The following is a 23704-nucleotide window of genomic DNA, read 5'->3' as shown; positions in this document are numbered from 1 at the left end:
CAGATGCCGGAAATGACGGAAACGCCGTCGGTGGAGCCAGAGCCGCCGATCCTGCGGATTAGCCAGCTCTGCAAGTCGTTTAACGGCGTGCCTGTCCTGACCGATGTCAATCTTGATATCGCGCGCGGGGAAACCGTGGCGGTGATTGGCCCCAGCGGGGCCGGCAAGACCACGTTGCTGCGCTGCGTCAATTTTTTAAATACCTACGACAGCGGCAGCGTGACCCTGCGCGGCGAGCAAATCGGCTACCGGCAGTTGGGCAACCGCCGGGTGGAGGATAGCGACGCCAATATCAGCCGGATGCGCCGTAAAACCGGCATGGTGTTTCAGCGGTTTGCGCTGTTTCCGCACCTGAGCGTGCTGGAAAACCTGATTGAGGGACCGACGCGGGTGCTGGGACAATCCCATCGCGAGGCGGTGGCGCGCGCGACCGCGACGCTTGCGTCCGTGGGACTGGCGGATAAGGCCCATGCCTACCCGGCCCGGCTTTCCGGCGGCCAGCAGCAGCGGGTCGGCATTGCGCGCGCCCTGTGTATGGAACCGGACGTGCTGCTGTTTGACGAGGTGACCTCGGCGCTGGACCCGGAACTGGTGGGCGAGGTGCTGGCGGTGATGCGCCGCCTCAGCGAGGAGGGGCGTACCATGCTGATGGTCACCCACGAGCTGCGCTTTGCCCGCGATGTGGCCGATCGCATCGTGTTTATGGAGCAGGGACGCGTGGTGGCCGACCTGCCGGCCCGGCAGTTTTTTGCCGAGCCGCCCAACGAGCGTATCCGGGCGTTCCTGACGGCCAGCGAGGCAAAATAAGCGCGCCGGCGACGGCAATATTTAATCTTGATACAGGATGGCGCGGGTTATGATGGAATTTGTGGCGGCCTATTCGCCGCTGTATTTGCAGGGCGTGCTGGTCGGTCTTTCTTTAACCGTCTTCGCTATGGCGGGCGCCCTGGTCATCGGTTTGCTGGTGGCGCTCGGGCGTTTATCCCGGCGGATGCCGGTGCGGCTGTTTTGTCTGGCGTATGTCACTGTTTTTCGCGGCGTGCCGCCGCTGGTATTGCTGTATCTGGTGTATTTCGGCTTGCCGGCCTGGGCCAGCCAGGCCGGCAGCCCGCTGCTGATAAGCCTGCTCAGCCCGCTGGATAACCGGCTGCTGGCGGCGACCCTGGCGTTTGCGGTTAACGCCGGCGCCTATACCGCGGAAAGCATTCGCGCCAGCATTACCTCGATTCACAGCGAGCAGATGGAGGCCGCCCGCTCCATCGGCATGACCTATCCGCAGGCCATGCGGCGCATTATCCTGCCGCAGGCGCTGCGGGTGGCGTTTCCGCCGTTGTGTAATGAGTTTATCATCGTGCTTAAGGGAACGTCGCTGGCGTCGGTTATCGGCGTTACCGAGCTGATGCGCAATGCCCAGATGGTGGCGTCGGCCACTTTCCTTAATCTTCAGGCCTACCTGCTGGCCGCCGCGTTTTATGTGGTGCTGGTGATCCTGCTGCAAGTGCTCGCCAGCGCCGTCGAACGCCGACTGAGCCTGCCGAAAGGCTAAGGCGCTACGCTTTACTCTCCTTGCCCCTCATTCCCGCGTCAGGCTTGGGTACGGTCAGCGCCGGCCAAACCGCCATCCAGGTGGCCGCGATGGCGTGCAGATCATCCCGGCTGGCGCCTTCGCGCGCCTGTACCGACATGCCGTGCAGCGCGCAGACCAGATTCTTGGCCAGGCCTGCCGCGTCAATATCCGCCGCCAGCTCTCCCGTCGTCTGGCGCTGGCGGAAAAATGCCAGCAGCATATCCTCCTGCCGGTGATGGCGGGCGCGCAGCATCAGCGCCACGTCGTGCGAGGACGAAGACAGCGCCGCAGAGGTGCAGATTAAAAAGCAGCCCGGCGGCAGCGTCTCATTGGTAAACATCGCTGCGGCGTCGCGCAGGTAATCCCGCAGTACCTCATCCAGCGGGCGGCCCGCATCGGCCAGCAGGTTTTTACCCCGCTCGGCGTACAGCGCGATATAACGTTCGGCGGCGGCGCGGAACAGCCCCTCCTTATTACCGAACGCGCTATAAAGCGTCGGCGCCTTGGCGCCGGTGGCCGCCACCAGATCGGACATGGAAGTGGCTTCATAGCCATGGCGCCAGAACAGTTCCAGCGCTTTATCCAGCGCGCACTCCCGGCTGAACTGTTTTGGCCGGCCCGGTCCTTTGGCGGTTTTGACACACGCAGTCGGATGTGTGTCCATAAAATCCTCTCTTAATGATGGTGACGTATCAGCATATAATTAACGATCATTAAGAAAATTACAAGCACCACGTGGCAACGCAGGGAGGTGACGCATTGCCAGGGGGGTCGTAAAGGGGATAAAGACAAAAAATTTTCAACTTTAATCGTATTATTATCAGTTGCTTAACTATTAAATTAACGATCGATAATAAAAAGAAGTTGCGTGCCGCGCCGCGGGAGGATAGTATTTAGTTATCGAACGTTAAGAAATTAACGTCGCCAACTGAATCCTGACTAACTTTAGAGAGTACATATCATGAAAAACGTAAAATATGCCGTTGCCGCCATCGCCCTGAGCGTTGTTTCTTTCGGTAGTTTCGCCGCCGACCTGGTTAACGCCGCACCGGCCGACCAACAGCAGGTCGGGGTGATTTCCGCCACCGGCGGCAGCAACCTGTCCTCGCTGGAAAGCCAACTGGCCGATAAAGCCGCGCAGTCCGGCGCCAAGTCGTTCCAGATCACCTCGACTACCGGCCAGAATAACCTGCACGGCACCGCGGTGATTTATCAATAAGTGTGGCCGACCGCGGGGCCTATCCCCCGCGCCGCAGATAAATAACAAACCCACAATCGTTAATTATGCGCTTACCCGCGGATAATGATAATGTCATTTGAATACAGAGAGTCGCTATCATGAAAAACGTAAAATATGCCGTTGCCGCCATCGCCCTGAGCGCTATTTCCTTCGGTAGCTTCGCCGCCGACCTGGTTAATTCAGCGCCGGCCAACCAGCGCCAGGTCGGGGTGATTTCCGCCACCGGCGGCAGCAACCTGTCCTCGCTGGAAAGCCAGCTGGCCGATAAAGCCGCCCAGTCCGGCGCCAAGTCGTTCCAGATCACCTCGACCACCGGTCAGAATAACCTGCACGGCACCGCGGTTATTTATGAATAATATAAAAAGAACGGAAGCGCCGTTTAACCGGCCTTCCGTTCTTTTTTATTCGCTATTATTGCGCCGTCAGCGCGGCGTCTTAATAGTTTCTCCCGCCGTTAACCTCCCTGTTTATCCGCCGCGTTCGCGTGCTCATCGCTTGTCAAATCACTTATTCAAATGAACCCAGATAATCGCTTTTACCTATAGCCAGGCCCTGGTTACGCAGGATGTCATAGGCCGTGGTGATATGGAAAAACAGGTTCGGCAACGCCAGGCGGAATAAATAATCATAGCCGGTGAAGGTTTTCGCCGTACCGCGCATATTCATCACGATGGGCCTTTCGCCGCTATGGGCAAACTGATCCTGGGACAGGCTGTTGAGGTAGGTGATGGTTTTGGCGATACGCTCCTGCAACTGCTCAAAGGTGGTCTCGGTATCGGGAAAACTGGGAATGTCGCCGCCGGACAGGCGCGCCGCGCAGGATTTTGCCGCGTCGCTGGACGACTGCACCTGCCGGGCCAGGCTGAACATATCGGGGGCCAGACGGGCGTTGACCAGTTGGGATTCGTCGATGCCCTGCTCGGCGGCGTAAGCGACCGCTTTATGCAGCAGCGCGGACAGATTGTTCAGCGCCCGGATAAATACCGGGATCGAAGCCTGGTAGTAGGTCAGGTCATGTTGTGCCGGATTAGCCATTTTTCGTCTTCTCATCGTTATCGGACATCAGGATAGACAGCGGGCCGTTGATTCTGCCCGCCATCAACTTAGGGCGCGGCATCCGGCCCGTCAATGTTTTTTTAACGATCGCTATGAAATGTGATAACCCGGCGGCATTGGTTTCAGGTACGGCATACGCAGGCCAACGCCTCAGCCGGCCCGGTCGCGGGCCAGGCAGGCCAGGCGCCGTTCATCAACCCGCTTGGCGAACCAGGCGGTGGTCAGCTTGCGGGTTATTTTCGGGCTTTCCAGGGTAATGCCCGGCAGTATGGCGCGCGGCAACGGCTGGCCCTGGGTTTTATCGGCCAGGGCAAACACGCGCCGGTAAAGATCCGTTTCTTCAAAATCCAAACGTTCGCCCTTTTCCAGCGCCCGGCGGATGGCCGCGTCGCCGATATCCAGACGCTTGCCGATCGCCCGTACGGCCAGTTCCGTGGCGCTCGCCGCATCCGACCCATAGTTAACCAGATCGCCGTCAAGCGCCAGCTGCTTGCCGGAGAGGCGATTGACGGCATTCTGGAACGCGGCGTTGCGGCTGGCATACCAGCCGGCGTTGAAATCGGCGAAGCGGAAGATCTGCCGGGGATAATGGGTAGGGTAGCCGAGTAAATGCACAATGCCGAAATACATGCCGCCGCGCCGGCTGAACACTTCGTGGCGGATCGAGCCCTCGATGGGGTAGGGGTAGCCGTCGGCGTGTTCGGCGGCAAAGGCGATGCTGACCTGCATCGGCCCGCCGGTATGGACCGGGTTCAGGTTGCCGAACAGTTTTTGCCCCATCGGCACCATGCCGATAAAGTCCTCGAAAATGCCGCTCAGTTCCTTTTCATTGCGCACGTTGTCCAGGCGTTCGCTATAGGTCTTGCCGTTGGGCGAATTGATATGCAGCGCCGCATGGACCACGATCGCCGGGATATGCGCCTGCGCGGCGCGGCGGTCGATTTCATCCCAGGCTATCTTGCCCAGGCCCGCTACCGGCGCGTCGGCCTGCAGCCCTGATTCCTGCTGGGCTACCGCCAGTACCGAGCAGATATTCTCGCTATTGGGGTCGATATTGCGAACGGCGAACGCCGTATAGATATCCTTGGCCCAGCCCGCGCGATCGGCGGTATTGGCCGGCAGTAACCGGATGATATGCGCCTGGACGTCCGCCGGCTGCGGCTTGGCGGGCTGGCGCTGCTGGCTGCCGCAGCCGGCCAGCGCCAGCAGCAGGGCGATGCCCGCCCAGGGGCGGCAGGCGCGCGATAATGCCGCCGCCGGGCGGTTTCCCGCTTGGCCGCCGATCCTGTCGGCGACCTGGGCAACAGGTGAAAATGAGATAACGCGGTATAAAAGCATGGCTTTCCTGTTAAACCTGACGGGGACGGCGGGACAACGCACAATGCAGCAGCCCCGAGATAAGCAGCGCCGGCAGGGTGGCGCCCACCTGCGGCAACCAGTGCGACATGGCCTGGTAGACCGCGATGCCGCAGACCCAGGCCAGGAAGGCCCGCCATGACAAGGCGGCGCCCGGGGCCAGGTCATGGCGGCGGCGCACCAGGAAATGCTCCACCAGCACCACGCCGAACAGGGGCGCGAACACCGACCCGATCAGCAGCAGAAAGTTTTCATACTGCGACAGCGGCACCCGCCAGGCTATCAGCGTACAGGCCAGGCCGATAACCAGGGTCAGCGGTTTCACCCGCAGCGGCACCAGCAGCGCCGACGACAGCGCCGCCGAATGGATATCGGCAAAGGCGTTTTCATTTTCATCGATAAGGATAAGCAAAAGGGGAATGCCCATGGCGGCGCCCGATAACGCCACCAGCAGCGCGCTGGTATCGTTATTGCTGACGAACGCCAGGGCATAGGCGCCGCCCAGGGCCATGATCCACAGACTGCCGCACAGATAGCCGGCCAGGGTGCCGAAAAAGGTTTGCCGGGCGCTTTTGCCGAAACGGGTGTAATCCCCCACCAGCGGCAGCCAGGATAAAGCCATGGAAATCACGATATCGCAGCCCGCCGCAAACGGCAGCGTGCCGTCGCCGGCGCTGGCGGCCAGCGCGCCCATATCCGCCCGCCGCCATAACGACCAGCTCAGCCAGCCGCAGGCAATGATCAACAGCCAGATGCCGAAGCGCCGCAGCACCACCCGGATAAACGCCAGCGGCCCCGACAACGCCAGCGCCGTGGCGCACAGGCCGAACAGCCAGGTCCACAGAATGGGATTCGCCCACGGACTGCCGCCGCCCAGGGCGCGCGTCGCCAGCAGGCTGGCCGCGTCACGCATCATCACAATTTCAAACGCGCCCCAGCCGACCAACTGCAAAAAGTTGAGCAGCGCGGGTACCGACGCGCCGGTGTTACCCAGGCTGAAGGCCATGCCCGCCATGGACGATCGCCCGGTGTCATAACCGATAACGCCTGACAGCGCCAGCAGCACGCAGCCGGCCAGCGATCCGATGGCGATGGCGGACAGGGCGCCCAGCATGCCCAGGCCCGGCGTAAGAAGGGCGCCGGCCTGCAACACCGCCAGCCCCAGGCCTAAAGAGAACCATAAGGAAAAAAGGTCCCGCCAGCCCAATACGCGCCCGCCAGGGGCAATCAACCGGTCTGGGGCATAAGTATCACTGTTTTTCATGGGGTTATCTGTTCACACAAGGATAAGCGAGCATAGCATAGCCCGCGCGCGCCGTCGGCTAATCCCGGCGCCGGCGTCAATCCGGCTTGCCTTGCAGCGCGAGCTGCGTCAGCCACAGGCGGGTATCGAATTCCAACTGGTGATAGCGCGGCTCCATATGGCAGCAAAGCTGATAGAACGCCTTGTCATGCTCTTTCTCTTTCAGGTGGGCCAGCTCATGCACCACGATCATGCGCAGAAAATCCGCCGGCGCGGTTTTGAATACCGTGGCGATGCGGATCTCCGCCTTGGCTTTCAGCCTGCCGCCCTGCACGCGCGACACCGCGGTGTGCAAACCCAGCGCATTCTTCAGCACGTGGATTTTACTGTCCCAGGCGACTTTATTGATCGGGGCCGCGTTGCGCAGGTAGCGGTTTTTCAGCTCCAGCGTATATGCGTACAGCGCCTTGTCGCTGGCGACCTCATGCGCGGCGGGATAGCGCTGCGCCAGCACCGCCGCCAGCCGCTGCTCCGCGATAAGCGTGCGCACCTGGGCGAGGAGGTGCTCCGGGTAACCCTGCAAATAGATAAGTGGTGTCATAAGTGCCCTGTTGCGCGGCAAAAGATGCCGACCCGGCTAAGGGTAACGGATCCCGGGTGTAAAACCAACGGCCGCGGCCGCGTCGCCCCGGTGTTATCGCCGGCCCGTAATGTGCGTCAGTTCACCCTCTGCCGCGCTACGCCCGCCCGATGTTCCAAAATGAAACCTTATTCGCGCCGCAACGTTCCAAAACGGAACTATTTACGTCGTTATCCCGTCCGGCCAAAGCTGCCTTATAGTCATGATCTATTCCTATTCATCTGGCGGAGCAGCGTATGAAAAAATTAATCAATAGCGTTGAAACGGTGTTGCAGGAACAGCTCAACGGCCTGGTAGAGGCGCATCCCACACTGGCATTGCACCAGGAACCGCTGTTTATCACCCGCGCCGACGCGCCGGTGGCGGGGCGGGTGGCGCTGATGTCCGGCGGCGGCAGCGGCCATGAGCCGATGCACTGCGGTTATATCGGCCAGGGTATGCTGGCCGGCGCCTGCCCCGGGGAAATCTTCACCTCGCCCACGCCGGATCAGATGTATGAATGCGGACAGGCGATTGACGGCGGCCAGGGCGTATTGATGCTGATTAAAAACTATACCGGCGATATCCTTAATTTCGAGACGGCGGCGGAATTGCTGCACGCCAGCGGCACGGCGGTGGCGACCCTGGTGGTCGACGATGACGTGGCGGTAAAGGACAGCCTGTTTACCACCGGGCGGCGTGGCGTGGCCAATACCGTGTTGCTGGAAAAATTGCTGGGCGCGGCGGCGGCGCGCGGCGACTCGCTCGATGATTGCGCGGCGCTTGGGGAGCGCATCAACAACCAGGGGCATTCCCTGGGCATCGCCCTGGGCGCCTGCACCGTGCCCGCCGCCGGCAAACCGTCGTTTGCGCTGGCGGACAACGAGATGGAATTCGGCATCGGCATCCACGGCGAGCCGGGCATCGAGCGCCGTCCGTTTATCTCGCTTAACGACACGGTGGATACCCTGTTCGCCACCCTGATCGAAAACGGCGGCTACCAGCGCACCCTGCGGCACTGGGATCGCCAGGCGGGCGATTGGCGTGAAACCCGCCAGTCCAAGCAGCCGTTGGCAAAAGGCGATCGGGTTATTGCGCTGGTCAATAACCTGGGGTCGACGCCGCTGTCGGAGCTGTATGGCGTCTGGCATCGCCTGGCGGAGCGCTGCGCGGCGTTCGGCCTGCAGGTGGAACGTAAATTAATCGGTTCCTATTGCACTTCGCTGGATATGCAAGGCATGTCCATCACCCTGCTGAAGGTGGATGACGCGCTGCTGGAACTGTGGGATGCGCCGGTCAACACGCCGGCCCTGCGCTGGGGCTGTTAATTTATGGAGGCAATAATGGTTATTACCAGACAGCATATCGTCAGTTGGCTGCAACTGTGCGCCGAGGTGTTTACCGAACAGCGGGACTTCCTTACCCAACTGGATTCGGATATCGGCGACGGCGATCACGGTCTGAATATGAACCGCGGTTTTAATAAGGTACTGGAGAAATTGCCTTCAGTCGCGGACAAGGATATCGGCTTTATCCTCAAGAATACCGGCATGACGCTGTTGTCGAGCGTGGGCGGCGCCAGCGGCCCGTTGTTCGGCACCTTCTTTATCCGCGCCGCCCAAAGCGCCAACGCCAAACAAAGCCTCGATTTGCCGGCCCTGTGCCAGATGCTGAAGGAGGGCGTGGAAGGGGTGGTCATGCGCGGCAAGGCTGAACCCGGTGACAAGACCATGTGCGACGTCTGGGTGCCGGTGGTCGAGCAACTGGAACAGGACAGCCGGGACCACCTGGCGTTGCCCGACGCCCTGCGCCAGGCCGTCGAGCGGGCGCAGCGGGCGCTGGAGTCCACCATCACCATGCAGGCGCGTAAAGGACGGGCCAGCTATCTGGGCGCACGCAGCATCGGCCACCAGGATCCCGGCGCCACCTCGGCGATGCTGATGATCCAGGCGCTTTACCAGGTGACGACCCGTTAGTCGCAAGCCCGGGCGGGCAGGAGGAAAGATGGTCAATATCGTGGTAGTGTCCCATAGCCTTCTTCTGGCGCAGGGCGTAGCTGAGCTGGCTGAACAAATGATCCAGGGCGGCTGCCGGCTGGTTATCGCCGCCGGGGTGGACGACGGCGATCATCCCATCGGCACCGATGCGGTCAAGGTGATGGACGCCATTGAATCGGCGGACGATCCCTCCGGGGTGCTGGTGCTGATGGATCTCGGCAGCGCCCTGTTGAGCGCGGAAACCGCACTGGAACTGCTGGACCCCGCGCTGGCGCAGCGGGTAACGCTGTGCGCCGCGCCGCTGGTGGAAGGCACCCTGGCGGCGGTGGTGGCGGCGTCGGCGGGGGGTAGCCTGGCGCAGGTGAAGGCGGAGGCGCTGGGCGCGCTGGCGGCTAAGGCCCGCCAGCTTGGCGAGCCGGATGACGCCGGCGACGAGGGGCCGGGCAAGACGGTAATGCCCGCCGACAGCCAAAGCGTCAGCTGGACGGTGCTTAACCCGAACGGACTCCATGTCCGTCCGGCGGCGCGGCTGGCCGGGGTATTGGCGCCGTTTAAGGCGGACCTGCGTCTTGAAAAGGGCGGGCGCGGCGTCGACCCGCGCAGTCTTAACCAACTGGCGACGCTGCAAATCCGCCAGGGCGATACCCTGCGCCTGCTGGCCAGCGGACCGGAGGCGGGGGCGGCGCTGGACGCGTTTATCGCCCTGGCGCGCCGGGGTTTCGGCGAACAGGTCGACGTGCGCGCCGGCATGACGCTTACCGGCATACCGGTTCCCCCCGGCGGTATTCGCGCGCCGGTGCTGAAGCTGCGTCCGGCCCGTTATCATGCGCGGCCGGAGACGATTTCGCGCCAGCAGATAACCGGACAGCAGCAGCGGCTGCGTTCGGCGCTGGCGGCGACCCGCGGCGATCTGCGGCGGCTGGCGCATCGGGCCGGCGATGCCATGGGGCCGGATCAGGCGGCCATTTTCAGCGCCCACGCGCTGCTGATTGAGGATGCGGATCTGCTGCGGGCGCTGGATCAACGCATCGCAACGGAACTCTCCAGCGCCGAGGCGGCGGCGTCGCGGGAACTGATGGCCATGGTCGACGAGTACCGCGCGATGGAGGACCCCTACCTGCGCGCCAGGGAACTGGATATCCGCGATATCCTCAACCGGGTGCTGGGACATCTTGGCGCCGGGCCGGTGGCGCCGCCCGGCGTTGGCGACGGCGACGGCGTGCTGCTGGTGGCCGAGGAACTGATGCCTTCCGAGATGCTTGGCCTGGACCGGCAAAAGGTGAAAGGCATTTGCCTGAGCGCGGGGAATATCTGGTCGCATAGCGCCATCCTGGCGCGGGCGCTGGGCATACCGATGGTAGTGGGCGTGAGCGGATGTTTACAGGCCACCCGCAACGGCCAAACGGCGGCGCTGGACATGGCCGCCGGCACCCTCACCGTCGACAAGCCCGCCGGTGGTAAAAAAGCGGGGACGGAGGAGAGCGAAGACAAAAAGCCGCGCGGCGGCGCGCTGGTTTAACGCCTGGCGCTTTCGCAGCGATGTTTGACGCGAGTATTTTCCCGGCGCCGGCGGGCCCGCCGGCGCTTATTCCGCCTCGGCGCCCGTTTTGAACCGCGCCATTTCCAGGTGGTATTGCTTCACCTTGCGCCAAAGCGTGGTGCGGCCGATGCCCAGCAGCGGCGCCATTTCGTTTAGCTGACCCCGGCATACCAGCGCCGCGCGGATAATCGCCTGGCGCTCCAGGTCCGGAAACGACAGCACCGGCTGCGACGCGGGCGCGTCCGGTTCCACCAGCGCCCGTTCCTGCAGCAAATGCTCCGGCAGATCGTTAAGCTCGATACGATTGTTGCGGCAGGTCATGGCGGCGCGCTCCACCACGCTTTTCAGCTCCTGATCGTTGCCCGGCCAGGGGTACAGGCACAGCTGGCGAATGACGTCCCCGCCAATCTGATAGCGGCACTGGAAATGGCGGCCCAGCGCCTGCAGGCTGTCCTGCACCAGCACGGGAATATCCTGCGTCCGCAGGCGCAGCGGCGGGATATGCAGTTCAAAGGATTGCAGCGTGTAAAACAGCTGGCGGCGAAAACGGTTTTGCTTGACCAGCAGCGGCAGATCGGCGCCGGTGGCGGCGATGACCCGCACATTCACCGGGATCACCCGGTTCGAATTGACGCGCATCAGCATGCCGGTCTTGATGATTTGCAGCAGGGCTGACTGCATTTCCGGCGACAGATATTCCACCTGTTCCAGATACAGGGTGCCGCCGTTGGCGAGTTCGAATTTACTCGGCTGCCCGGCCTCGCCCTCGCTGGCATCGCTGCCCAGAAATTCCCGCGCCATCAAATCCTGCGGCAACGCCTGGCAGTTCAGGGCGATAAACGGACCCTGCGCGCGTTCGCCGCCGTTATGGATGGCCTGTCCCAGACGCTGCTTGCCCACGCCTTCCTCGCCGTGCAGCAGCATGGGATGGCTGCCTTTGGCCGCCTGTTTGCCATAACGCACCAGCCGCCGCATTTCCAGCGACGCCAGCGGCATATCCGCAAAGGTATAACTCACCCGGCCCAGCTGGTTATGCACCAACTGCTGCAGGAGTTCCTGCGGGTGAAGCAGGGCGATAAAACCGCAGCGATCGCCGTCGGGAATAGGCTTTAGCGTCAGCAGCGCCGGGATAAACTGCTGCCGGTTCTCAAACGTGACCTGGACATGGCTCAGCGGGCTGCGGTTATGCATGGCCTGGATCACCAGCGCCGGCAGCGTCAGCAGGGTCAGCACCGGCTTGCCGAGGCTCTCCGTTTCATCGAGGCGCAGCATGGCCGCCGCGCGCGCGTTAAGGTATTGCAGGCAACCGTGCTGATCCCAGGCCAGCACGCCGTCTTCCACGCCGTCGAGCAGGGCGTTGAGCGCGTTAAGGTGGCGGTTGGTTTCGGCCAGCAGGCTGTCGGCGTGCAGGTAATTGCCCACTTCGCGCGCCAGCACCAGCGTCAGCGACAGATCGCTGGCGGCCTTGTCCTCCACCAGGCTGGCCAGCACGATGACCGCCCGCTGGCGGCCGCCGTTGTCGTACACCGGGGCGGCGCAAAAGTGCCAGGGGTGCAGCGCCTGGCGGAAATGCTGTTCTCCCGCCAATTGCACCGGATAGCCCCCGGCGATGGCCAGCGCCGGCGCGTTGGTGCCGATCAGGCCTTCGGTCCAGTAACTGCCGGGGCCGATGCCCAGCGCCTCCAGCCGGGCCTGGGTAAACGGATGGCCGCACGCCCACAGGGTACAGCCGCTTTCATCCAGGATCAGCAACGCGCAGGGCCGCGACTCCATATACTCATACGCATCCTCCAGCGCCGCCTGTCCCAGCACCAGCAAATCGTCCTTACGCCGGCAAATGGAAGCGAAGGTCACGCCGGCGGCCCGGTGCGCGGGACGCCAGTCGGCGGGCTGCATCAGTTTGCGGCAGCGGCGCCGGGATTCCTCCAGGGCCGGAATGGCGCACGCCGGTTCCCGCTTGGGCAGGTCGTCGCGGCCAGGGTGGGGCAAGGCAGTTTTCAGCACCAAGGTATCGTCTCCCCGGATTAACGGCATCAAGGGAGGTATTACTCCAGAATCCCGGCGGGATTTCTGTTAAGCCTCAGGCAAATATCGCAGGCGGCGATAACGCGGGGGGAGCAACCGCACCGGCGGGGCGCGGTTAGGCAGGGGCTAAAAGTCCTGGCCGTACAGGCTGCCGAGACGTTGGAACTCTTTCATTTCAGTCCGCTCGAAGGTGAGCGGCGTCACCGAAATATAGCCTTCGTCATTCAGCTTCAGCTCGCTGTTCTCCGGGCGTTCAAGGCCGCCGTGCTGCACCCGGATCCAGAAATAGTCCTCGCCGTGGGGATCCTTGGCGGGAATGACCATCATGCCGTCCACATTGCCCATGCCCTGCTTGGTGACCCTGATGCCTTTCACCCGATCGGCGGGCATATCCGGGAAATTCACATTCAGGCACACCTGCCGGTCCCATGTCGCCTGCAACACATGCCGCAGGGTCGGTATCAGGTAGCGCGTGGCGCTATCCCAGTTTACCGGTTGATCGGGATCGCGGTTCTGGCTTAGCGCAATCGAGGGAATGCCCGACAGCATGCCGGTCATCGCCGCGCCCACCGTGCCTGAGAGCAGGGTTTCAAATCCCAGGTTGGAACCGTTGTTGACGCCGGAAAGCACCAGGTCGGGCGGGGAACCGAGCATCGCCTGGTGCACGGCGTAGGCCACGCAGTCGGCGGGCGTGCCATAGACGGCAAACCGCCGCGGACCTTTGTTGATCACCCGCACCGGCTCGCGCATGCTCAGGGAGTTGGCCACGCCGCTTTTGTCCTGGGCGGGGGCGACTATCCACACCTCTTCTGCAATCTCCTGGGCGGCCTTGGCCAGCAGCTCCAGACCGGGGGCGTCGATGCCGTCATCATTGGTCAATAAAACGCGATTCACTTTTTTCATCACAGGGTTGTTCTCCATGGGTCAGGCCAAAAATGAATGAATGTCGAGTTGATTTCGCCACGGGCTCTGCCTGACATCATAAGACAAAAATCACGTGCGCAGGGGATAAAATCTGCGCGGCCGCGCGGCTGCCCGCCCTGGGGCGGGTCAAAAAGCGCAGCGCAAGGGTAAAAAAAGGGGTTGAACCGCGGATGACAAAAATATGACAAATTAAAGAAATAAAGCGGTTACCCCAAGCGCACTACGTGTTTGCCATCAATACGCTAGTTCATTAAATTGAGGGAGGCCATAAGTCCCGGATTATTCCCGCCATCATCAACGACCTCTCATTGATATCACTGCGGGAAATCCGTCGCCAGCGACGCATCCTTCCACGCCGCCAGATCCAGCTTAACCTCGCCGAGTTTCTGATACGCCAGATCCCAGGCAAGATTGCCGGCAAACAGATGCAGCGGCGGTTTTTCCACGGACGCGATCCGGACGATAAGTGCGGCCAGCTTGTCGGGATCGCCGGCCTGGTTGCCCGCCAGGGTGTCCCTATGCAGATCCAGCGACGCCTGGGCAGCGGCGTAGTCGTCAATCTGGCGCTGCGCCACCGCCAGGGAGCCGGCCGAGAGAAAGTCGGTGCGCACCGGCCCGGGGTAGATCACGGTGGCATGGATGCCCAACTCCCGCGTTTCGGCCGCCAGCGATTCCGTCAGTCCGGCCAGGGCGAACTTGGCGGCGACATAACCGCCCCAGCCGGCATAGCCGCCCTGGAAACCGGCAACGGACGCGATATTGATAATGTGCCCTGCGCGCTGGCGGCGCAGCTGCGGCAAGGTCTTGCGCAGTACGTTTAGCGGCGCGAAGACATTGACGTCGAAATTACGGCGCAGTTCGGCGTCGGTCAGCGCTTCCACCGTGCCCTGCAGGCCATAACCGGCATTATTTACCACGACATCGATAACGCCGAACGCCTTTATAGTTTGCTCCACCGCCGCGCCGACGCTGTCCTCGTCGGTGAGATCGGCTTCCAGCGGCAGGAACAGCAGGAACTGGTCGGCGGTGGGCGCCACGGCGCGCTCCAGCGCCGCGCGGTTTCTCGAGGTGGCGGCCACGTTGTGGCCCTGCGCCAGCAGCAGGCGGGCCAGGGTCAGACCGAGGCCCCTGGAGGCGCCGGTAATAAACCAAGTCTTGGGTGGTAGGGTGCGCATAGCAGTTATTCCTCAGGATAATGAAACGGGCCGTCGGTCTGACGGGCGATCGGTTTGCCGACGTCGACGCCGTCCGGCTGGAGAATGACCATGCTATGGTACGGGGTTGTCCGCCGCGCGCGAATATACAGTCCTTTTGATTTGTTGCCTATTTCTCTTTAATTGCTCTTCAAAACGGTTTGCCGCAAAAATTGGCATTTAATTTCAATTTGTGACAGACATTAAAATTTCACATTTTGATAACCAAAAAATGTGACCCACTTCATTCTACTGATTGATGGTGTATTTTATAAAACACCGTTCCAGATATATTCATTTTGTTACTTTCCTTTTGCTTATACATTTTAGCGCCCAGCGGCGAGCTGCCCGTCCGCCCAGGCGTATGCGACCTCTGAAACCCGTCCGGAGTTAAAATAATGAAAACGAATAAATTATTGATTGCACTATCGATAACCCTGGCCACCGCATTGTCCGCCCCCATCGCCACGGCCAGGGTGCTTAAGGTCGCCGAGGTGCAGCCCGACGGCTATCCCACGGTGGTGGCGCTGCAGCATATGGGGGAAAAGCTGAAGCAGGCTACCGACGGGCGCCTGGAGATGAAGGTCTATTCCGGCGGCGTGCTGGGGGATGAAGAGCAGACGCTGCAGCAGGTACAAATCGGCGCGGTGGATATGATTCGCGTTTCGCTGGCGCCGATGACCACCATTGCCCCGGAAACCAGCGTGCTCACCCTGCCGTATATTTTTCGCGATGAAGATCATATGCATAAGGTGCTTGACGGCGAAGTGGGGCAGGAAATCGCCGCCAAGGTCAGTGCGGATCCCAAGGCTAAAATGGTCTTCCTCGGCTGGACCGACGCCGGCGTGCGCAATATGATCACCAAAAAACCGGTGGTGAAGCCGGAGGATCTGCACGGCATGAAGATCCGCGTACAGAATAGCCAGATTTCGCTGGCGACATTAAAAGCCATGGGCGCCAATCCGGTCGCCATGGGCGTAAGCGAAGTCTTCAGCGCCATGCAGACCGGCGTGGTGGACGGCACCGAAAATAATCCGCCGACCTTTGTTGCCCATAATTATATTCCGGTGGCCAAGTATTACACCCTGACCGGCCATTTTATCCAGCCGGAAATGATTTTGGTATCCTCGCTGGTGTGGAATAAATTATCCGCCGCGGATCAGCAGACCATGCTGAAATTGGGCAAGGAAGCGCAACTGGACGAGCGGCAATTATGGGCCACCTACAACCAGCAATCGCTGGATAAAATGAAAGCCGCCGGCGTGACGTTCCAGAATATCGATCATGATTATTTCATTAAGGCGACGCAGCCGGTAAGAGATCAGTTTGGCAAAGGACATGAAGAATTAATGAAACGTATTGCCGATGTGCATTAATCCTTATCCCTCCCTGCGGCGGGGATAACGTCCCGCCGCCTGCAACCTTTCAGGTGGAACATTATGCCTTTTAATTATTCCCGGTTAATGGACGGGTTGTATGCGATATGTCTGCTGATCGCCAGCATCGCGCTGATGATTATGGTCACCGTGATCCCCATCGGCATCGGCGCCCGTTATTTGTTTGATAACGCCCTGTCCTGGCCTGAGCCGGTGGCGATTGTCTGCATGATTATCTTTACCTTTATCGGCGCGCCGGTGGGGTATCGCGCCAACACCCATATTTCCGTCTCGATCATGACCGATCGGCTGTCCCCCGCCGGAAAGCGTCTCTGCGAGCTGGCCTGCGATATCCTGATGTGCGTGATCTGCCTGATCATGATCTGGTACAGCACCAGCCTGTGCGCCGCCATGTGGGACCAGATGATGGCCTCGCTGCCGGGCTTTTCGTACGGAGAAATGTACCTGCCCATCCCCGTAGGCTCGTTCCTGATGATGTTGTTTGTCATCGAACGCATGATATCCGGGCCCCAGGATCACCGTCCTTTGGTGATGCTGGGCAATTCCCATTAATAAAGCGGAGCGGTGCTATGGATGCGTTAATCTTGATAGGCAGCCTGGTGGTGCTTCTCGCCCTCGGGTTTCCCGTGGCCTTTGCCGTGGGCTTAAGCGCTTTTATCGGCGCGTGGTGGATTGATTTACCGCTGGAGGCGATTGTTATCCAGCTGACCAACGGCATTAACAAGTTTTCCCTGCTGACGATTCCGTTCTTTATTCTGGCCGGCGCCATTATGGCCGAAGGGGGCATAGCGCGGCGAATGGTGAACTTCGCGTACATCTTCGTCGGCTTTATCCGCGGCGGCCTGTCGCTGGTGAATATTGTGGCGTCGACCTTTTTCGGCGCGATTTCCGGCTCGTCGCTGGCGGATACCGCCTCCATCGGCTCGGTAATGATCCCGCAAATGGAGGCGCAGGGCTATCCGCGCGATTTCGCCGCCGCGGTGACCGCCAGCGGCTCGGTGCAGGCGGTGTTAACCCCGCCCAGCCATAATTCGGTGATTTATTCGCTGGCCACCGGCGGCACCGTAACCATTTCCTCCATGTTTATGGCGGGTATCTTTCCCGGCTTATTGCTGGGACTGTGCCTGGTTATCATGTGTATCGGCTTTGCGCGCAAGCGCAATTATCCCAAAGGCGAACTGGTGCCGTTCCGCCAGGCGTTGAAAATATTTATCGATGCGTTCTGGGGCCTGTTCACCATCGTGATTATACTCGGCGGTATTCTTTCCGGCGTGTTCACCGCCGCTGAATCCGCGGCTATCGCCTGTATCTGGGCTTTTTTTGTCACCATGTTCATTTACCGCGAATTCAGGTGGCGCGATCTGCACCTGCTGCTGTTCCGCACCATTAAAACCGTCACTATCGTCATGGTGCTGATCGCCTTTGCCGCCGCCTTTGGTTCGGTGATGACCTTTATGCAGCTGCCGACGATTATTACCGACTTTTTCCTGAGCATTTCAGAAAACAAATACGTTATCCTGATGTGCATTAATATCATGCTGCTGATTGTCGGCTGCCTGATGGATATGGCGCCGCTGATATTAATCCTGACCCCGGTGCTACTGCCGGTCACCACCTCGCTGGGTATCGACCCGGTGCATTTCGGCATGATTATGCTGGTCAATCTCGGCATCGGCCTGATCACTCCGCCGGTGGGCACCGTGCTGTTTGTCGCCAGCGCGGTCAGCCAGCAGAAAATGGAGGCGGTGGTAAAGGCGATGCTGCCGTTTTACTGCGTGCTGTTTATCGTGCTGTTGATCATTACCTATGTGCCGATTATCTCGCTATGGCTGCCCGCGGTCACCGGGGTGTATAACGGCAACGGTTGAAGGGTGCGCCGCGATTTCTTAGCAGTACCGGCAATAACTTAGAACCGATCAGTATTGGGCGACGTTTTAAAGATGATGCATGTTGGGCTCTGAGGTATGAACAACGGAGCAGCCTATGAGTACGGCAGTAGCGGCATCTTTACCCTTGCTCGATCTTTCCCGGCTTGATGGCGGCCAGGCGGAGCGTACGGTCTTTTTAACCGAGCTGCGTCTCGCGGCGCGGGATATCGGTTTTTTCTACCTGGCCGGCCATGGCGTGGATGCGCAGTTGCTTGACCAGGTGCAGCGGCTGTCGCGTGAATTTTTTGCGCTGTCCGACGCGCAAAAACAGGCGGTGGCGATGATCAACTCTCCCCATTTTCGCGGCTATAACCGCGCCGCGTCGGAATTGACCCGGGGACAACCCGACTGGCGCGAACAGTTCGATATTGGCGCCGAGCGCGCGCCGCTGCCGCAGACGGAGCGGACGCCGGCGTGGACCCGGTTGCAGGGGCCTAACCAGTGGCCGGCGGAACTGCCCGGGTTAAAACCGGCGCTGCTGCGCTGGCAGGCCGCAATGACCGCGATGTCCCTGCGCCTGCTGCGCGCCTTTGCCGAGGCGTTGTCGCTGCCGGCGGACGCGTTCGATCCCCTGTACGGCGATAAGCCCAATGAGCATATTAAGCTTATCCGTTATCCCGCCCGCAACCAGACCGGCAGCAGCCAGGGCGTCGGCGCCCATAAGGATTCCGGTTTTCTCAGTTTCCTGCTGCAGGATCGGCAAAAGGGCCTGCAGGTGGAAGTGGAAGAAGGTCATTGGACGGATGCCGCGCCGGTTGCCGGCACCTTTGTGGTCAATATCGGCGAACTGCTGGAACTGGCCACCAACGGCTACCTGCGCGCCACGGTGCACCGGGTGGTGTCGCCGCCCGCGGGCGCCGAACGCCTGTCCATCGCCTTTTTCCTTGGCGCCCGTCTGGACGCGGTGGTGCCGCTGTTTGAACTGCCGCCCGCGCTGGCCGCCCAGGCGCGCGGCCCCGCAAGCGATCCGCGCAATCCGCTGCTGCGCGACGTCGGCTGGAATTATCTGAAAGGACGGTTGCGCTCCCACCCCGATGTGGCGCAGCGCTATTACCCCGATATCCCGGCGTTATTATAACGCCGCCAGCCCGCGGGCCAGATCCGCCATCAAATCCCCGGCATCCTCAATGCCCACCGACAGCCGCACCAGCTGCGGCGTAATGCCGGTGGCCAGCCGTTGCTCCAGCGGAATGGACGCGTGGGTCATGGCGAAGGGCTGGCTTACCAGGCTTTCGACGCCGCCCAGGCTTTCGGCCAGAGTGAACAGGCTAAGCTGCCGGATAAAGCGATTGGCCGCCTGCGCATCGTCGCCGCGCAGGCGGATGGAAATCATGCCGCCCGCGCCGCGCATCTGGCGCCGCGCCAGCTCATGCTGCGGATGGCTCGCCAGGCCTGGGTAATAAACGTTCTCAATCTGCGGCTGCGTTTCCAGCCATGCGGCAATGCGCAACGCGCTTTCGCTGTGGCGGGCGATGCGCAGCGCCAGGGTGCGAATGCCGCGCAGGGTTAAAAAACTGCTGAACGGGTCGAGCACGCCGCCGATGGCGTTTTGCAAATAGGCCAGCCGCTCCGCCAGCGCGGGATTATCCCCCACCACCGCCAGCCCGGCCACCACGTCGGAATGGCCGTTAATGTATTTGGTCGCCGAATGCACCACGATATCGAACCCCAGCGTCAGCGGCTGCTGCAATACCGGCGAGGCAAAGGTGTTATCCGCCACGCTTATCAGGTTATGGCGGCGGGCGATAGCGGCAATCGCCGCCAGATCGGCAAGCTTAAGCAGCGGATTGGTGGGGGTCTCCACCCAAATCATTCGGGTATCGGGTTGAATGGCCCGCTCCAGCGCGTCCGCGTCCTGCGGCTTGACCCAGCTGACGCGCAGGCCGGCGGTGCGGGCGCGCACGTTTTCCAGTAGCCGGTAGGTGCCGCCGTACACGTCGTCCACCGCCACGATATGGCTACCCTGATCCAGCAATTCCAGCACCGTTGAGCAGGCCGCCAGCCCGGAGGCGAAGGCGAATCCCCGGGTGCCTTGCTCAAGCTGGGCGATGGCCTGTTCCAGCGCGTGGCGGGTGGGATTGCCGCTGCGCGAATATTCGTAGCCGCTGTGTTCGCCCGGCGCCGTTTGCGCAAAGGTGGAGGTGGCGTAAATCGGCGGCATTACCGCGCCGGTGGCGTCCGGGGTATAACCGCTGTGCACGGCAAGGGTGGCGATATGGGTCATGCTATTATCCTTATTATGATTATGGAGGTTGCGGTTGCGTCGGGTGTTCAGCACATCATGTTGAAGGCAGGCGGTTGCGCCACGTGTTCAGCACATCGGCGCGGGTGATGAGCCCCAGGAATTGCCCGCCATCCATTACCACCGCCACATGGCCTTGGGCGAAAGTACGCAATAGCGTCGCTTCGTCGGCTTCTTTCGCCAGGGTAATCACCTCCCGCGTCATGGCGGCGTCGACCGTCAGGGCGAACCGCCGGGCATCGGCCCGTACCTGGGTAAGAATATCCCATTCATCGATAAGCCCCACCAGCCGGCCGTTTTCCAGCACCGGCAGTTGTGAGATATCGTACAGGCGCATACGGGCGTGGGCGGTGGCCAGGGTATCCGCCGGCAGGGCGAACACGGTGGCGCCCTCATCGTGACGAAAAGCGATAAAATCGCGCAGATCGCCGGTAACCGGACGCGCCAGCAAACCCTGCTGGCGCAGCCAGTCGTCGTTGAACATTTTGGAGAGATATTTGTTGCCGCTGTCGCAGGCGAAGGTCACCACCCGTTTGGGCGTACGCTGCGCCCGGCAGTAGCGCAGCGCCGCCGTCAGCAGGGTGCCGGTGGACGACCCGGCCAGGATGCCCTCCTTATGCAACAGGGTACGGGCGGTGGCGAATGCCTCGCCGTCGGTAATGCGAAACGCCTGGCTCAGCCGCTCCACCTGGCTGAGCGGCGGCACAAAATCCTCGCCAATCCCCTCCACCAGCCAGCTGCCGGCCTCGGGCGCGGTGCCGTGCTCCACCACATCCGCCAGGATTGACCCCGCCGGATCGGCGAGGATAAATTCGGTTTTGGGCGATACCTCGTCAAAAAAGCGCCTGAGTCCGCCCAGGGTGCCGCCGGAGCCGACGCCGACCACGATGGCGTCGATATCCTGATCCATCTGCTGCCACAGTTCGGGCGCGGTGCCCTGGTAATGGGCCAGCGGGTTGGCGGGGTTGTTAAATTGATCGATATAAAAGGCGCCCGGGGTTTCCCCGGCCAGGCGACGGGCGTAGTCCTGATAATAATCGGGGTGTCCCTTGCCCACGTCGGAGCGGGTCAGCAGCACTTTCGCCCCCAGCGCCCGCAGATGGAATATTTTCTCGCGGCTCATTTTATCCGGCACCACCAATATCAGGCGATAGCCTTTTTGCGCGGCCACCAGCGCCAGGCCCAGGCCGGTATTGCCGGCCGTGGCCTCGATAATGGTGCCGCCGGGGGCCAGGATGCCCTGGCGCTCCGCCTGCTCGATCATGGCGAGCGCCACGCGATCCTTGATCGATCCCGCCGGGTTTTGGTTTTCCAGCTTAAGAAACAGCCGGCAGATGCCGCTGTCCAGCCGCGTAAGTTCCAGCATCGGGGTATGGCCTATCAGATCGAGAACGGAATCAGGTAATGGCATGGGCAATGTCCTTTAACGTGCCGGGGATGATTTGCGTGGATAATAGAGCTGAATCAAGCCGGTGTTTAAAGAACAAATAACTACTTTATATGCCATAAAGTAATATATTGCTCTGTTTAGACGTCGGGATGTACGGCCGTATAGCGGTAAGGAAAGATAAAATAAAACCTCTTCCGCGCCGGCGCTGGGTCCGGCGACGGCGGGTATCGCGTTCCGGTGCCGGCCCTGCGGCCCAATAGGCAAAAAATGCGTTAGCTTAAACAAAATAAGTATAAGTTGACGCCATACTGAAACACCGGCGTGGTATGAACTATGATCTCCATATCCGGACAGGTGCAACGCGGGGGGAGATATGCGTAAGCCACGTAATGACGATCGCGCCATCATCGAGATGCTGGGCGATGATCAGGAATTCGCCGTGGAATTTTTACATATGGTGTATGGCGGGCTGGACGAGGAAGAAGAGGAAGAGCTTTTCCTGACGGCGCTGCATGGGCTGAAGGCGTCCGCCGGCGATAACGCCCAGGCGCCGGAAACAGCGCCGGGACGCCAGGGCGGTTAACCGGCCGGCACCGATATAACCCTGATAAACCGGGCCGAAACCCGTTCCCGGTGTAGATTTTTGCGCCCGGCATCGCCGCCATTGCGCCGCCGCCGCCGCCGCACGCCACTTTCGCCGCGCCGGTGGCGACGACGGTCCCACCTTTGCGCCCGTCCGGCGGCCATTTCCCCCCCTGTTATTTCCCGCAAACGCTCCCGCGACGCAAGACCGGCCCGCCAGGATCAATCCGGCGGGTTTTTGTGATCCAAGATACAGAACGAACACGCATTCCCACGGTGGGTATTTACACCGCCAAAATGACGGTGCTAGTATCTCGTTAAGCATTATACAACCGTGTTCTATAATATAGAACAAATCCACTGACGATTGCCGGTAATGATCCTGATTTTTTGGCCGGTCCGCATAATGCGCCTTCCCACATTCCCGGTTGTAAAAGGTTACTATTATGATTGATAACAAGAAGTTTCGCGGGATTATTCCGCCGGTGTCCACCATCCTGACCCAGGAAGGTCAGCTTGATGAGGCGGGCATGGGCCTGACCATCGACCATCTGATCGCCGCCGGGGTCAACGGCCTGTTTTTCCTGGGGACCGGCGGCGAATTTTCGCAAATGTCGTGCGCCGAACGGCAGACCGTGGCCGAATTCGCCGTGCGCTATGTTAACCACCGGGTGCCGGTGCTGATTGGCACCGGCAGCACCAATACGCGCGAGGCCCTGACGCTGAGCCGCCATGCCCAGGCTATCGGCGCGGACGCCATCGTGGTGATCAATCCCTATTACTGGCATCTCACCGACGCCAACCTGTTGCGCTATTACGGCGACATTGCCGCAAGCGTCGATCTGCCGGTGATTTTATACAATTTCCCTTTCCTGACCGGGCAGGATCTGACGCCGGCCCTGGTCAAGCGCCTGGTCGATGCCCATGGCAATATCGTCGGCATCAAGGACACGATCGACTCCGTGGCCCATCTGCGTGAAATGATTATCACCCTGAAGGATGCCCATCCCGCTTTCTCGGTATTCTGCGGTTTTGACGATCATCTGCTTAATACCCTGTTGCTGGGCGGCGCCGGCGCGATTTCCGCCAGCGTCAATTTCGCCCCCCAGCTCTCCGTCGGCATTTATAACGCGGTACGCGCCGGCGATCTGGCCAGGGCCGCCGAATTAAACCAATCCTTGCTGATGCTGCCCGCGCTGTATGCCATCGACAGCCCGTTCGTCAATGTGGTCAAGGAGGCGATGCGGGTATGCGGACTGGCGGTATCCGATTATGTACTGCCGCCGGCGCAGCCGCTGGATAACGCGGGCAAAGCGGCCGTCAGGCGGGTACTGCAACGGGCCGGCGTCATTAACCAACAATGATGCGCCGCAACGATAATGTCGCCGCTACGCGGTATGTTGAA

At 61.0% G+C, this 23704-nt stretch carries 23 protein-coding genes; 13 read left to right on the top strand and 10 right to left on the bottom strand.

Going from position 1 to position 23704, the window contains the following annotated elements; all coding sequences use genetic code 11:
* The first annotated feature begins 12 nt into the window (after window positions 1–12).
* Complete coding sequence (locus ACL2XF_RS17970; RefSeq protein WP_413728831.1) at window positions 13–807, top strand: amino acid ABC transporter ATP-binding protein; 795 nt, start codon at window positions 13–15, stop codon at window positions 805–807.
* 49 nt (window positions 808–856) lie between these two features.
* Window positions 857–1546 carry an amino acid ABC transporter permease gene (locus ACL2XF_RS17965; protein WP_410012392.1) on the top strand — a complete coding sequence of 230 codons (690 nt, stop codon included), beginning with the start codon at window positions 857–859 and terminating at the stop codon, window positions 1544–1546.
* 4 nt (window positions 1547–1550) lie between these two features.
* Here ACL2XF_RS17965 and ACL2XF_RS17960 read toward each other — a convergent pair whose 3' ends face one another.
* Window positions 1551–2231: a TetR/AcrR family transcriptional regulator gene (locus ACL2XF_RS17960; protein ID WP_413727274.1), complete on the bottom strand. Its 681-nt coding sequence runs from the start codon at window positions 2229–2231 to the stop codon at window positions 1551–1553.
* A gap of 297 nt (window positions 2232–2528) precedes the next feature.
* Here ACL2XF_RS17960 and bhsA (ACL2XF_RS17955) point away from each other — a divergent pair, with 297 nt between their 5' ends.
* Window positions 2529–2786 (top strand): multiple stress resistance protein BhsA, encoded by a 258-nt coding sequence (gene bhsA, locus ACL2XF_RS17955; protein ID WP_413721983.1) that lies wholly within the window; start codon window positions 2529–2531, stop codon window positions 2784–2786.
* Window positions 2787–2905: 119 nt separating this feature from the next.
* Window positions 2906–3163, top strand: coding sequence for a multiple stress resistance protein BhsA (gene bhsA / locus ACL2XF_RS17950; RefSeq protein WP_410012389.1), 258 nt, complete (start codon window positions 2906–2908; stop codon window positions 3161–3163).
* Window positions 3164–3314: 151 nt separating this feature from the next.
* On the opposite strand, the gene ACL2XF_RS17945 is transcribed toward bhsA (ACL2XF_RS17950), so the two are convergent.
* From ACL2XF_RS17945 to ACL2XF_RS17930, 4 genes are all read right to left on the bottom strand, one after another.
* Window positions 3315–3842 (bottom strand): DUF1993 family protein, encoded by a 528-nt coding sequence (locus ACL2XF_RS17945; protein ID WP_410012388.1) that lies wholly within the window; start codon window positions 3840–3842, stop codon window positions 3315–3317.
* Window positions 3843–4013: 171 nt separating this feature from the next.
* On the bottom strand, window positions 4014–5201 hold the full coding sequence (locus ACL2XF_RS17940) for a DUF1615 domain-containing protein (protein ID WP_410012387.1): 1188 nt from the start codon (window positions 5199–5201) through the stop codon (window positions 4014–4016).
* A gap of 10 nt (window positions 5202–5211) precedes the next feature.
* Window positions 5212–6483, bottom strand: coding sequence for a putative hydroxymethylpyrimidine transporter CytX (cytX, locus tag ACL2XF_RS17935; protein ID WP_410012386.1), 1272 nt, complete (start codon window positions 6481–6483; stop codon window positions 5212–5214).
* A gap of 76 nt (window positions 6484–6559) precedes the next feature.
* On the bottom strand, window positions 6560–7063 hold the full coding sequence (locus ACL2XF_RS17930; RefSeq protein ID WP_410012385.1) for a YgjP-like metallopeptidase domain-containing protein: 504 nt from the start codon (window positions 7061–7063) through the stop codon (window positions 6560–6562).
* A gap of 275 nt (window positions 7064–7338) precedes the next feature.
* Here ACL2XF_RS17930 and dhaK point away from each other — a divergent pair, with 275 nt between their 5' ends.
* Genes dhaK through dhaM form a run of 3 tightly spaced genes read left to right on the top strand, consistent with a single transcriptional unit; the run spans window position 7339 to window position 10597 of the window.
* Complete coding sequence (gene dhaK / locus ACL2XF_RS17925) at window positions 7339–8409, top strand: dihydroxyacetone kinase subunit DhaK (RefSeq protein ID WP_410012384.1); 1071 nt, start codon at window positions 7339–7341, stop codon at window positions 8407–8409.
* A 15-nt stretch (window positions 8410–8424) separates the two neighbouring features.
* The gene (gene dhaL, locus ACL2XF_RS17920; RefSeq protein WP_410012383.1) at window positions 8425–9057 is read left to right on the top strand and encodes a dihydroxyacetone kinase subunit DhaL; all 633 of its coding nucleotides are present in this window, start codon (window positions 8425–8427) and stop codon (window positions 9055–9057) included.
* Between the two features lie 28 nt (window positions 9058–9085).
* Complete coding sequence (gene dhaM / locus ACL2XF_RS17915; protein WP_413727272.1) at window positions 9086–10597, top strand: dihydroxyacetone kinase phosphoryl donor subunit DhaM; 1512 nt, start codon at window positions 9086–9088, stop codon at window positions 10595–10597.
* 66 nt (window positions 10598–10663) lie between these two features.
* On the opposite strand, the gene dhaR is transcribed toward dhaM, so the two are convergent.
* The 3 genes from dhaR to ACL2XF_RS17900 all read right to left on the bottom strand — a co-directional run bounded on the left by dhaR (window position 10664) and on the right by ACL2XF_RS17900 (window position 14742).
* Window positions 10664–12583 (bottom strand): dihydroxyacetone kinase operon transcriptional regulator DhaR, encoded by a 1920-nt coding sequence (gene dhaR, locus ACL2XF_RS17910; protein ID WP_413728830.1) that lies wholly within the window; start codon window positions 12581–12583, stop codon window positions 10664–10666.
* Between the two features lie 186 nt (window positions 12584–12769).
* Window positions 12770–13546: a 5'/3'-nucleotidase SurE gene (gene surE, locus ACL2XF_RS17905; protein ID WP_410012381.1), complete on the bottom strand. Its 777-nt coding sequence runs from the start codon at window positions 13544–13546 to the stop codon at window positions 12770–12772.
* 335 nt (window positions 13547–13881) lie between these two features.
* Entirely contained in the window at window positions 13882–14742 is an 861-nt protein-coding gene (locus ACL2XF_RS17900; RefSeq protein ID WP_413727271.1) for an SDR family NAD(P)-dependent oxidoreductase, read from the bottom strand.
* A 416-nt stretch (window positions 14743–15158) separates the two neighbouring features.
* Between ACL2XF_RS17900 and ACL2XF_RS17895 the strand changes: the two genes are divergently transcribed.
* From ACL2XF_RS17895 to ACL2XF_RS17880, 4 genes are all read left to right on the top strand, one after another.
* Window positions 15159–16136 carry a TRAP transporter substrate-binding protein gene (locus ACL2XF_RS17895; RefSeq protein WP_413721988.1) on the top strand — a complete coding sequence of 326 codons (978 nt, stop codon included), beginning with the start codon at window positions 15159–15161 and terminating at the stop codon, window positions 16134–16136.
* Between the two features lie 63 nt (window positions 16137–16199).
* The gene (locus ACL2XF_RS17890; protein ID WP_410012378.1) at window positions 16200–16709 is read left to right on the top strand and encodes a TRAP transporter small permease; all 510 of its coding nucleotides are present in this window, start codon (window positions 16200–16202) and stop codon (window positions 16707–16709) included.
* A gap of 17 nt (window positions 16710–16726) precedes the next feature.
* A complete protein-coding gene (locus tag ACL2XF_RS17885; RefSeq protein WP_410012377.1) occupies window positions 16727–18025 on the top strand; it encodes a TRAP transporter large permease in 1299 nt (432 codons plus the stop codon).
* Window positions 18026–18140: 115 nt separating this feature from the next.
* Complete coding sequence (locus ACL2XF_RS17880; RefSeq protein ID WP_410012376.1) at window positions 18141–19163, top strand: isopenicillin N synthase family dioxygenase; 1023 nt, start codon at window positions 18141–18143, stop codon at window positions 19161–19163.
* On the opposite strand, the gene ACL2XF_RS17875 is transcribed toward ACL2XF_RS17880, so the two are convergent.
* Together ACL2XF_RS17875 and ACL2XF_RS17870 are read right to left on the bottom strand one after the other, a co-directional pair.
* On the bottom strand, window positions 19158–20309 hold the full coding sequence (locus ACL2XF_RS17875) for a trans-sulfuration enzyme family protein (protein WP_410012375.1): 1152 nt from the start codon (window positions 20307–20309) through the stop codon (window positions 19158–19160). The two genes, ACL2XF_RS17880 and ACL2XF_RS17875, sit on opposite strands and share 6 nt — an antisense overlap.
* 55 nt (window positions 20310–20364) lie before the next feature.
* Window positions 20365–21738, bottom strand: coding sequence for a pyridoxal-phosphate dependent enzyme (locus ACL2XF_RS17870; RefSeq protein ID WP_413727270.1), 1374 nt, complete (start codon window positions 21736–21738; stop codon window positions 20365–20367).
* A 352-nt stretch (window positions 21739–22090) separates the two neighbouring features.
* Here ACL2XF_RS17870 and ACL2XF_RS17865 point away from each other — a divergent pair, with 352 nt between their 5' ends.
* Window positions 22091–22300 carry a hypothetical protein gene (locus tag ACL2XF_RS17865; protein ID WP_410012373.1) on the top strand — a complete coding sequence of 70 codons (210 nt, stop codon included), beginning with the start codon at window positions 22091–22093 and terminating at the stop codon, window positions 22298–22300.
* Window positions 22301–22745: 445 nt separating this feature from the next.
* Window positions 22746–23663 (top strand): dihydrodipicolinate synthase family protein, encoded by a 918-nt coding sequence (locus ACL2XF_RS17860; protein ID WP_413727269.1) that lies wholly within the window; start codon window positions 22746–22748, stop codon window positions 23661–23663.
* Window positions 23664–23704 lie beyond the last annotated feature (41 nt).

The organism is Sodalis sp. RH19, assembly GCF_047324215.1.
In the GTDB taxonomy this organism is placed as follows: Bacteria; Pseudomonadota; Gammaproteobacteria; order Enterobacterales; family Enterobacteriaceae; genus Acerihabitans.
Note: the sequence above shows the minus strand (reverse complement) of the source record. Positions and strands in the feature narration are given on the sequence as shown.

Bases quoted from the DNA above. Each gene is read 5' to 3' on its own strand.
- surE (WP_410012381.1), bottom strand. From the start codon at position 13,546: ATGAAAAAAGTGAATCGCGTTTTATTGACCAATGATGACGGCATCGAC.
- cytX (WP_410012386.1), bottom strand. From the start codon at position 6,483: ATGAAAAACAGTGATACTTATGCCCCAGACCGGTTGATTGCCCCTGGC.
- ACL2XF_RS17885 (WP_410012377.1), top strand. From the start codon at position 16,727: ATGGATGCGTTAATCTTGATAGGCAGCCTGGTGGTGCTTCTCGCCCTC.
- ACL2XF_RS17900 (WP_413727271.1), bottom strand. From the start codon at position 14,742: ATGCGCACCCTACCACCCAAGACTTGGTTTATTACCGGCGCCTCCAGG.
- bhsA (WP_413721983.1), top strand. From the start codon at position 2,529: ATGAAAAACGTAAAATATGCCGTTGCCGCCATCGCCCTGAGCGTTGTT.
- ACL2XF_RS17895 (WP_413721988.1), top strand. From the start codon at position 15,159: ATGAAAACGAATAAATTATTGATTGCACTATCGATAACCCTGGCCACC.
- ACL2XF_RS17880 (WP_410012376.1), top strand. From the start codon at position 18,141: ATGAGTACGGCAGTAGCGGCATCTTTACCCTTGCTCGATCTTTCCCGG.
- ACL2XF_RS17870 (WP_413727270.1), bottom strand. From the start codon at position 21,738: ATGCCATTACCTGATTCCGTTCTCGATCTGATAGGCCATACCCCGATG.
- ACL2XF_RS17960 (WP_413727274.1), bottom strand. From the start codon at position 2,231: ATGGACACACATCCGACTGCGTGTGTCAAAACCGCCAAAGGACCGGGC.
- ACL2XF_RS17865 (WP_410012373.1), top strand. From the start codon at position 22,091: ATGCGTAAGCCACGTAATGACGATCGCGCCATCATCGAGATGCTGGGC.
- dhaK (WP_410012384.1), top strand. From the start codon at position 7,339: ATGAAAAAATTAATCAATAGCGTTGAAACGGTGTTGCAGGAACAGCTC.
- ACL2XF_RS17930 (WP_410012385.1), bottom strand. From the start codon at position 7,063: ATGACACCACTTATCTATTTGCAGGGTTACCCGGAGCACCTCCTCGCC.
- ACL2XF_RS17890 (WP_410012378.1), top strand. From the start codon at position 16,200: ATGCCTTTTAATTATTCCCGGTTAATGGACGGGTTGTATGCGATATGT.
- ACL2XF_RS17940 (WP_410012387.1), bottom strand. From the start codon at position 5,201: ATGCTTTTATACCGCGTTATCTCATTTTCACCTGTTGCCCAGGTCGCC.
- ACL2XF_RS17875 (WP_410012375.1), bottom strand. From the start codon at position 20,309: ATGACCCATATCGCCACCCTTGCCGTGCACAGCGGTTATACCCCGGAC.
- ACL2XF_RS17970 (WP_413728831.1), top strand. From the start codon at position 13: ATGACGGAAACGCCGTCGGTGGAGCCAGAGCCGCCGATCCTGCGGATT.
- bhsA (WP_410012389.1), top strand. From the start codon at position 2,906: ATGAAAAACGTAAAATATGCCGTTGCCGCCATCGCCCTGAGCGCTATT.
- ACL2XF_RS17965 (WP_410012392.1), top strand. From the start codon at position 857: ATGATGGAATTTGTGGCGGCCTATTCGCCGCTGTATTTGCAGGGCGTG.
- dhaM (WP_413727272.1), top strand. From the start codon at position 9,086: ATGGTCAATATCGTGGTAGTGTCCCATAGCCTTCTTCTGGCGCAGGGC.
- ACL2XF_RS17945 (WP_410012388.1), bottom strand. From the start codon at position 3,842: ATGGCTAATCCGGCACAACATGACCTGACCTACTACCAGGCTTCGATC.
- ACL2XF_RS17860 (WP_413727269.1), top strand. From the start codon at position 22,746: ATGATTGATAACAAGAAGTTTCGCGGGATTATTCCGCCGGTGTCCACC.
- dhaL (WP_410012383.1), top strand. From the start codon at position 8,425: ATGGTTATTACCAGACAGCATATCGTCAGTTGGCTGCAACTGTGCGCC.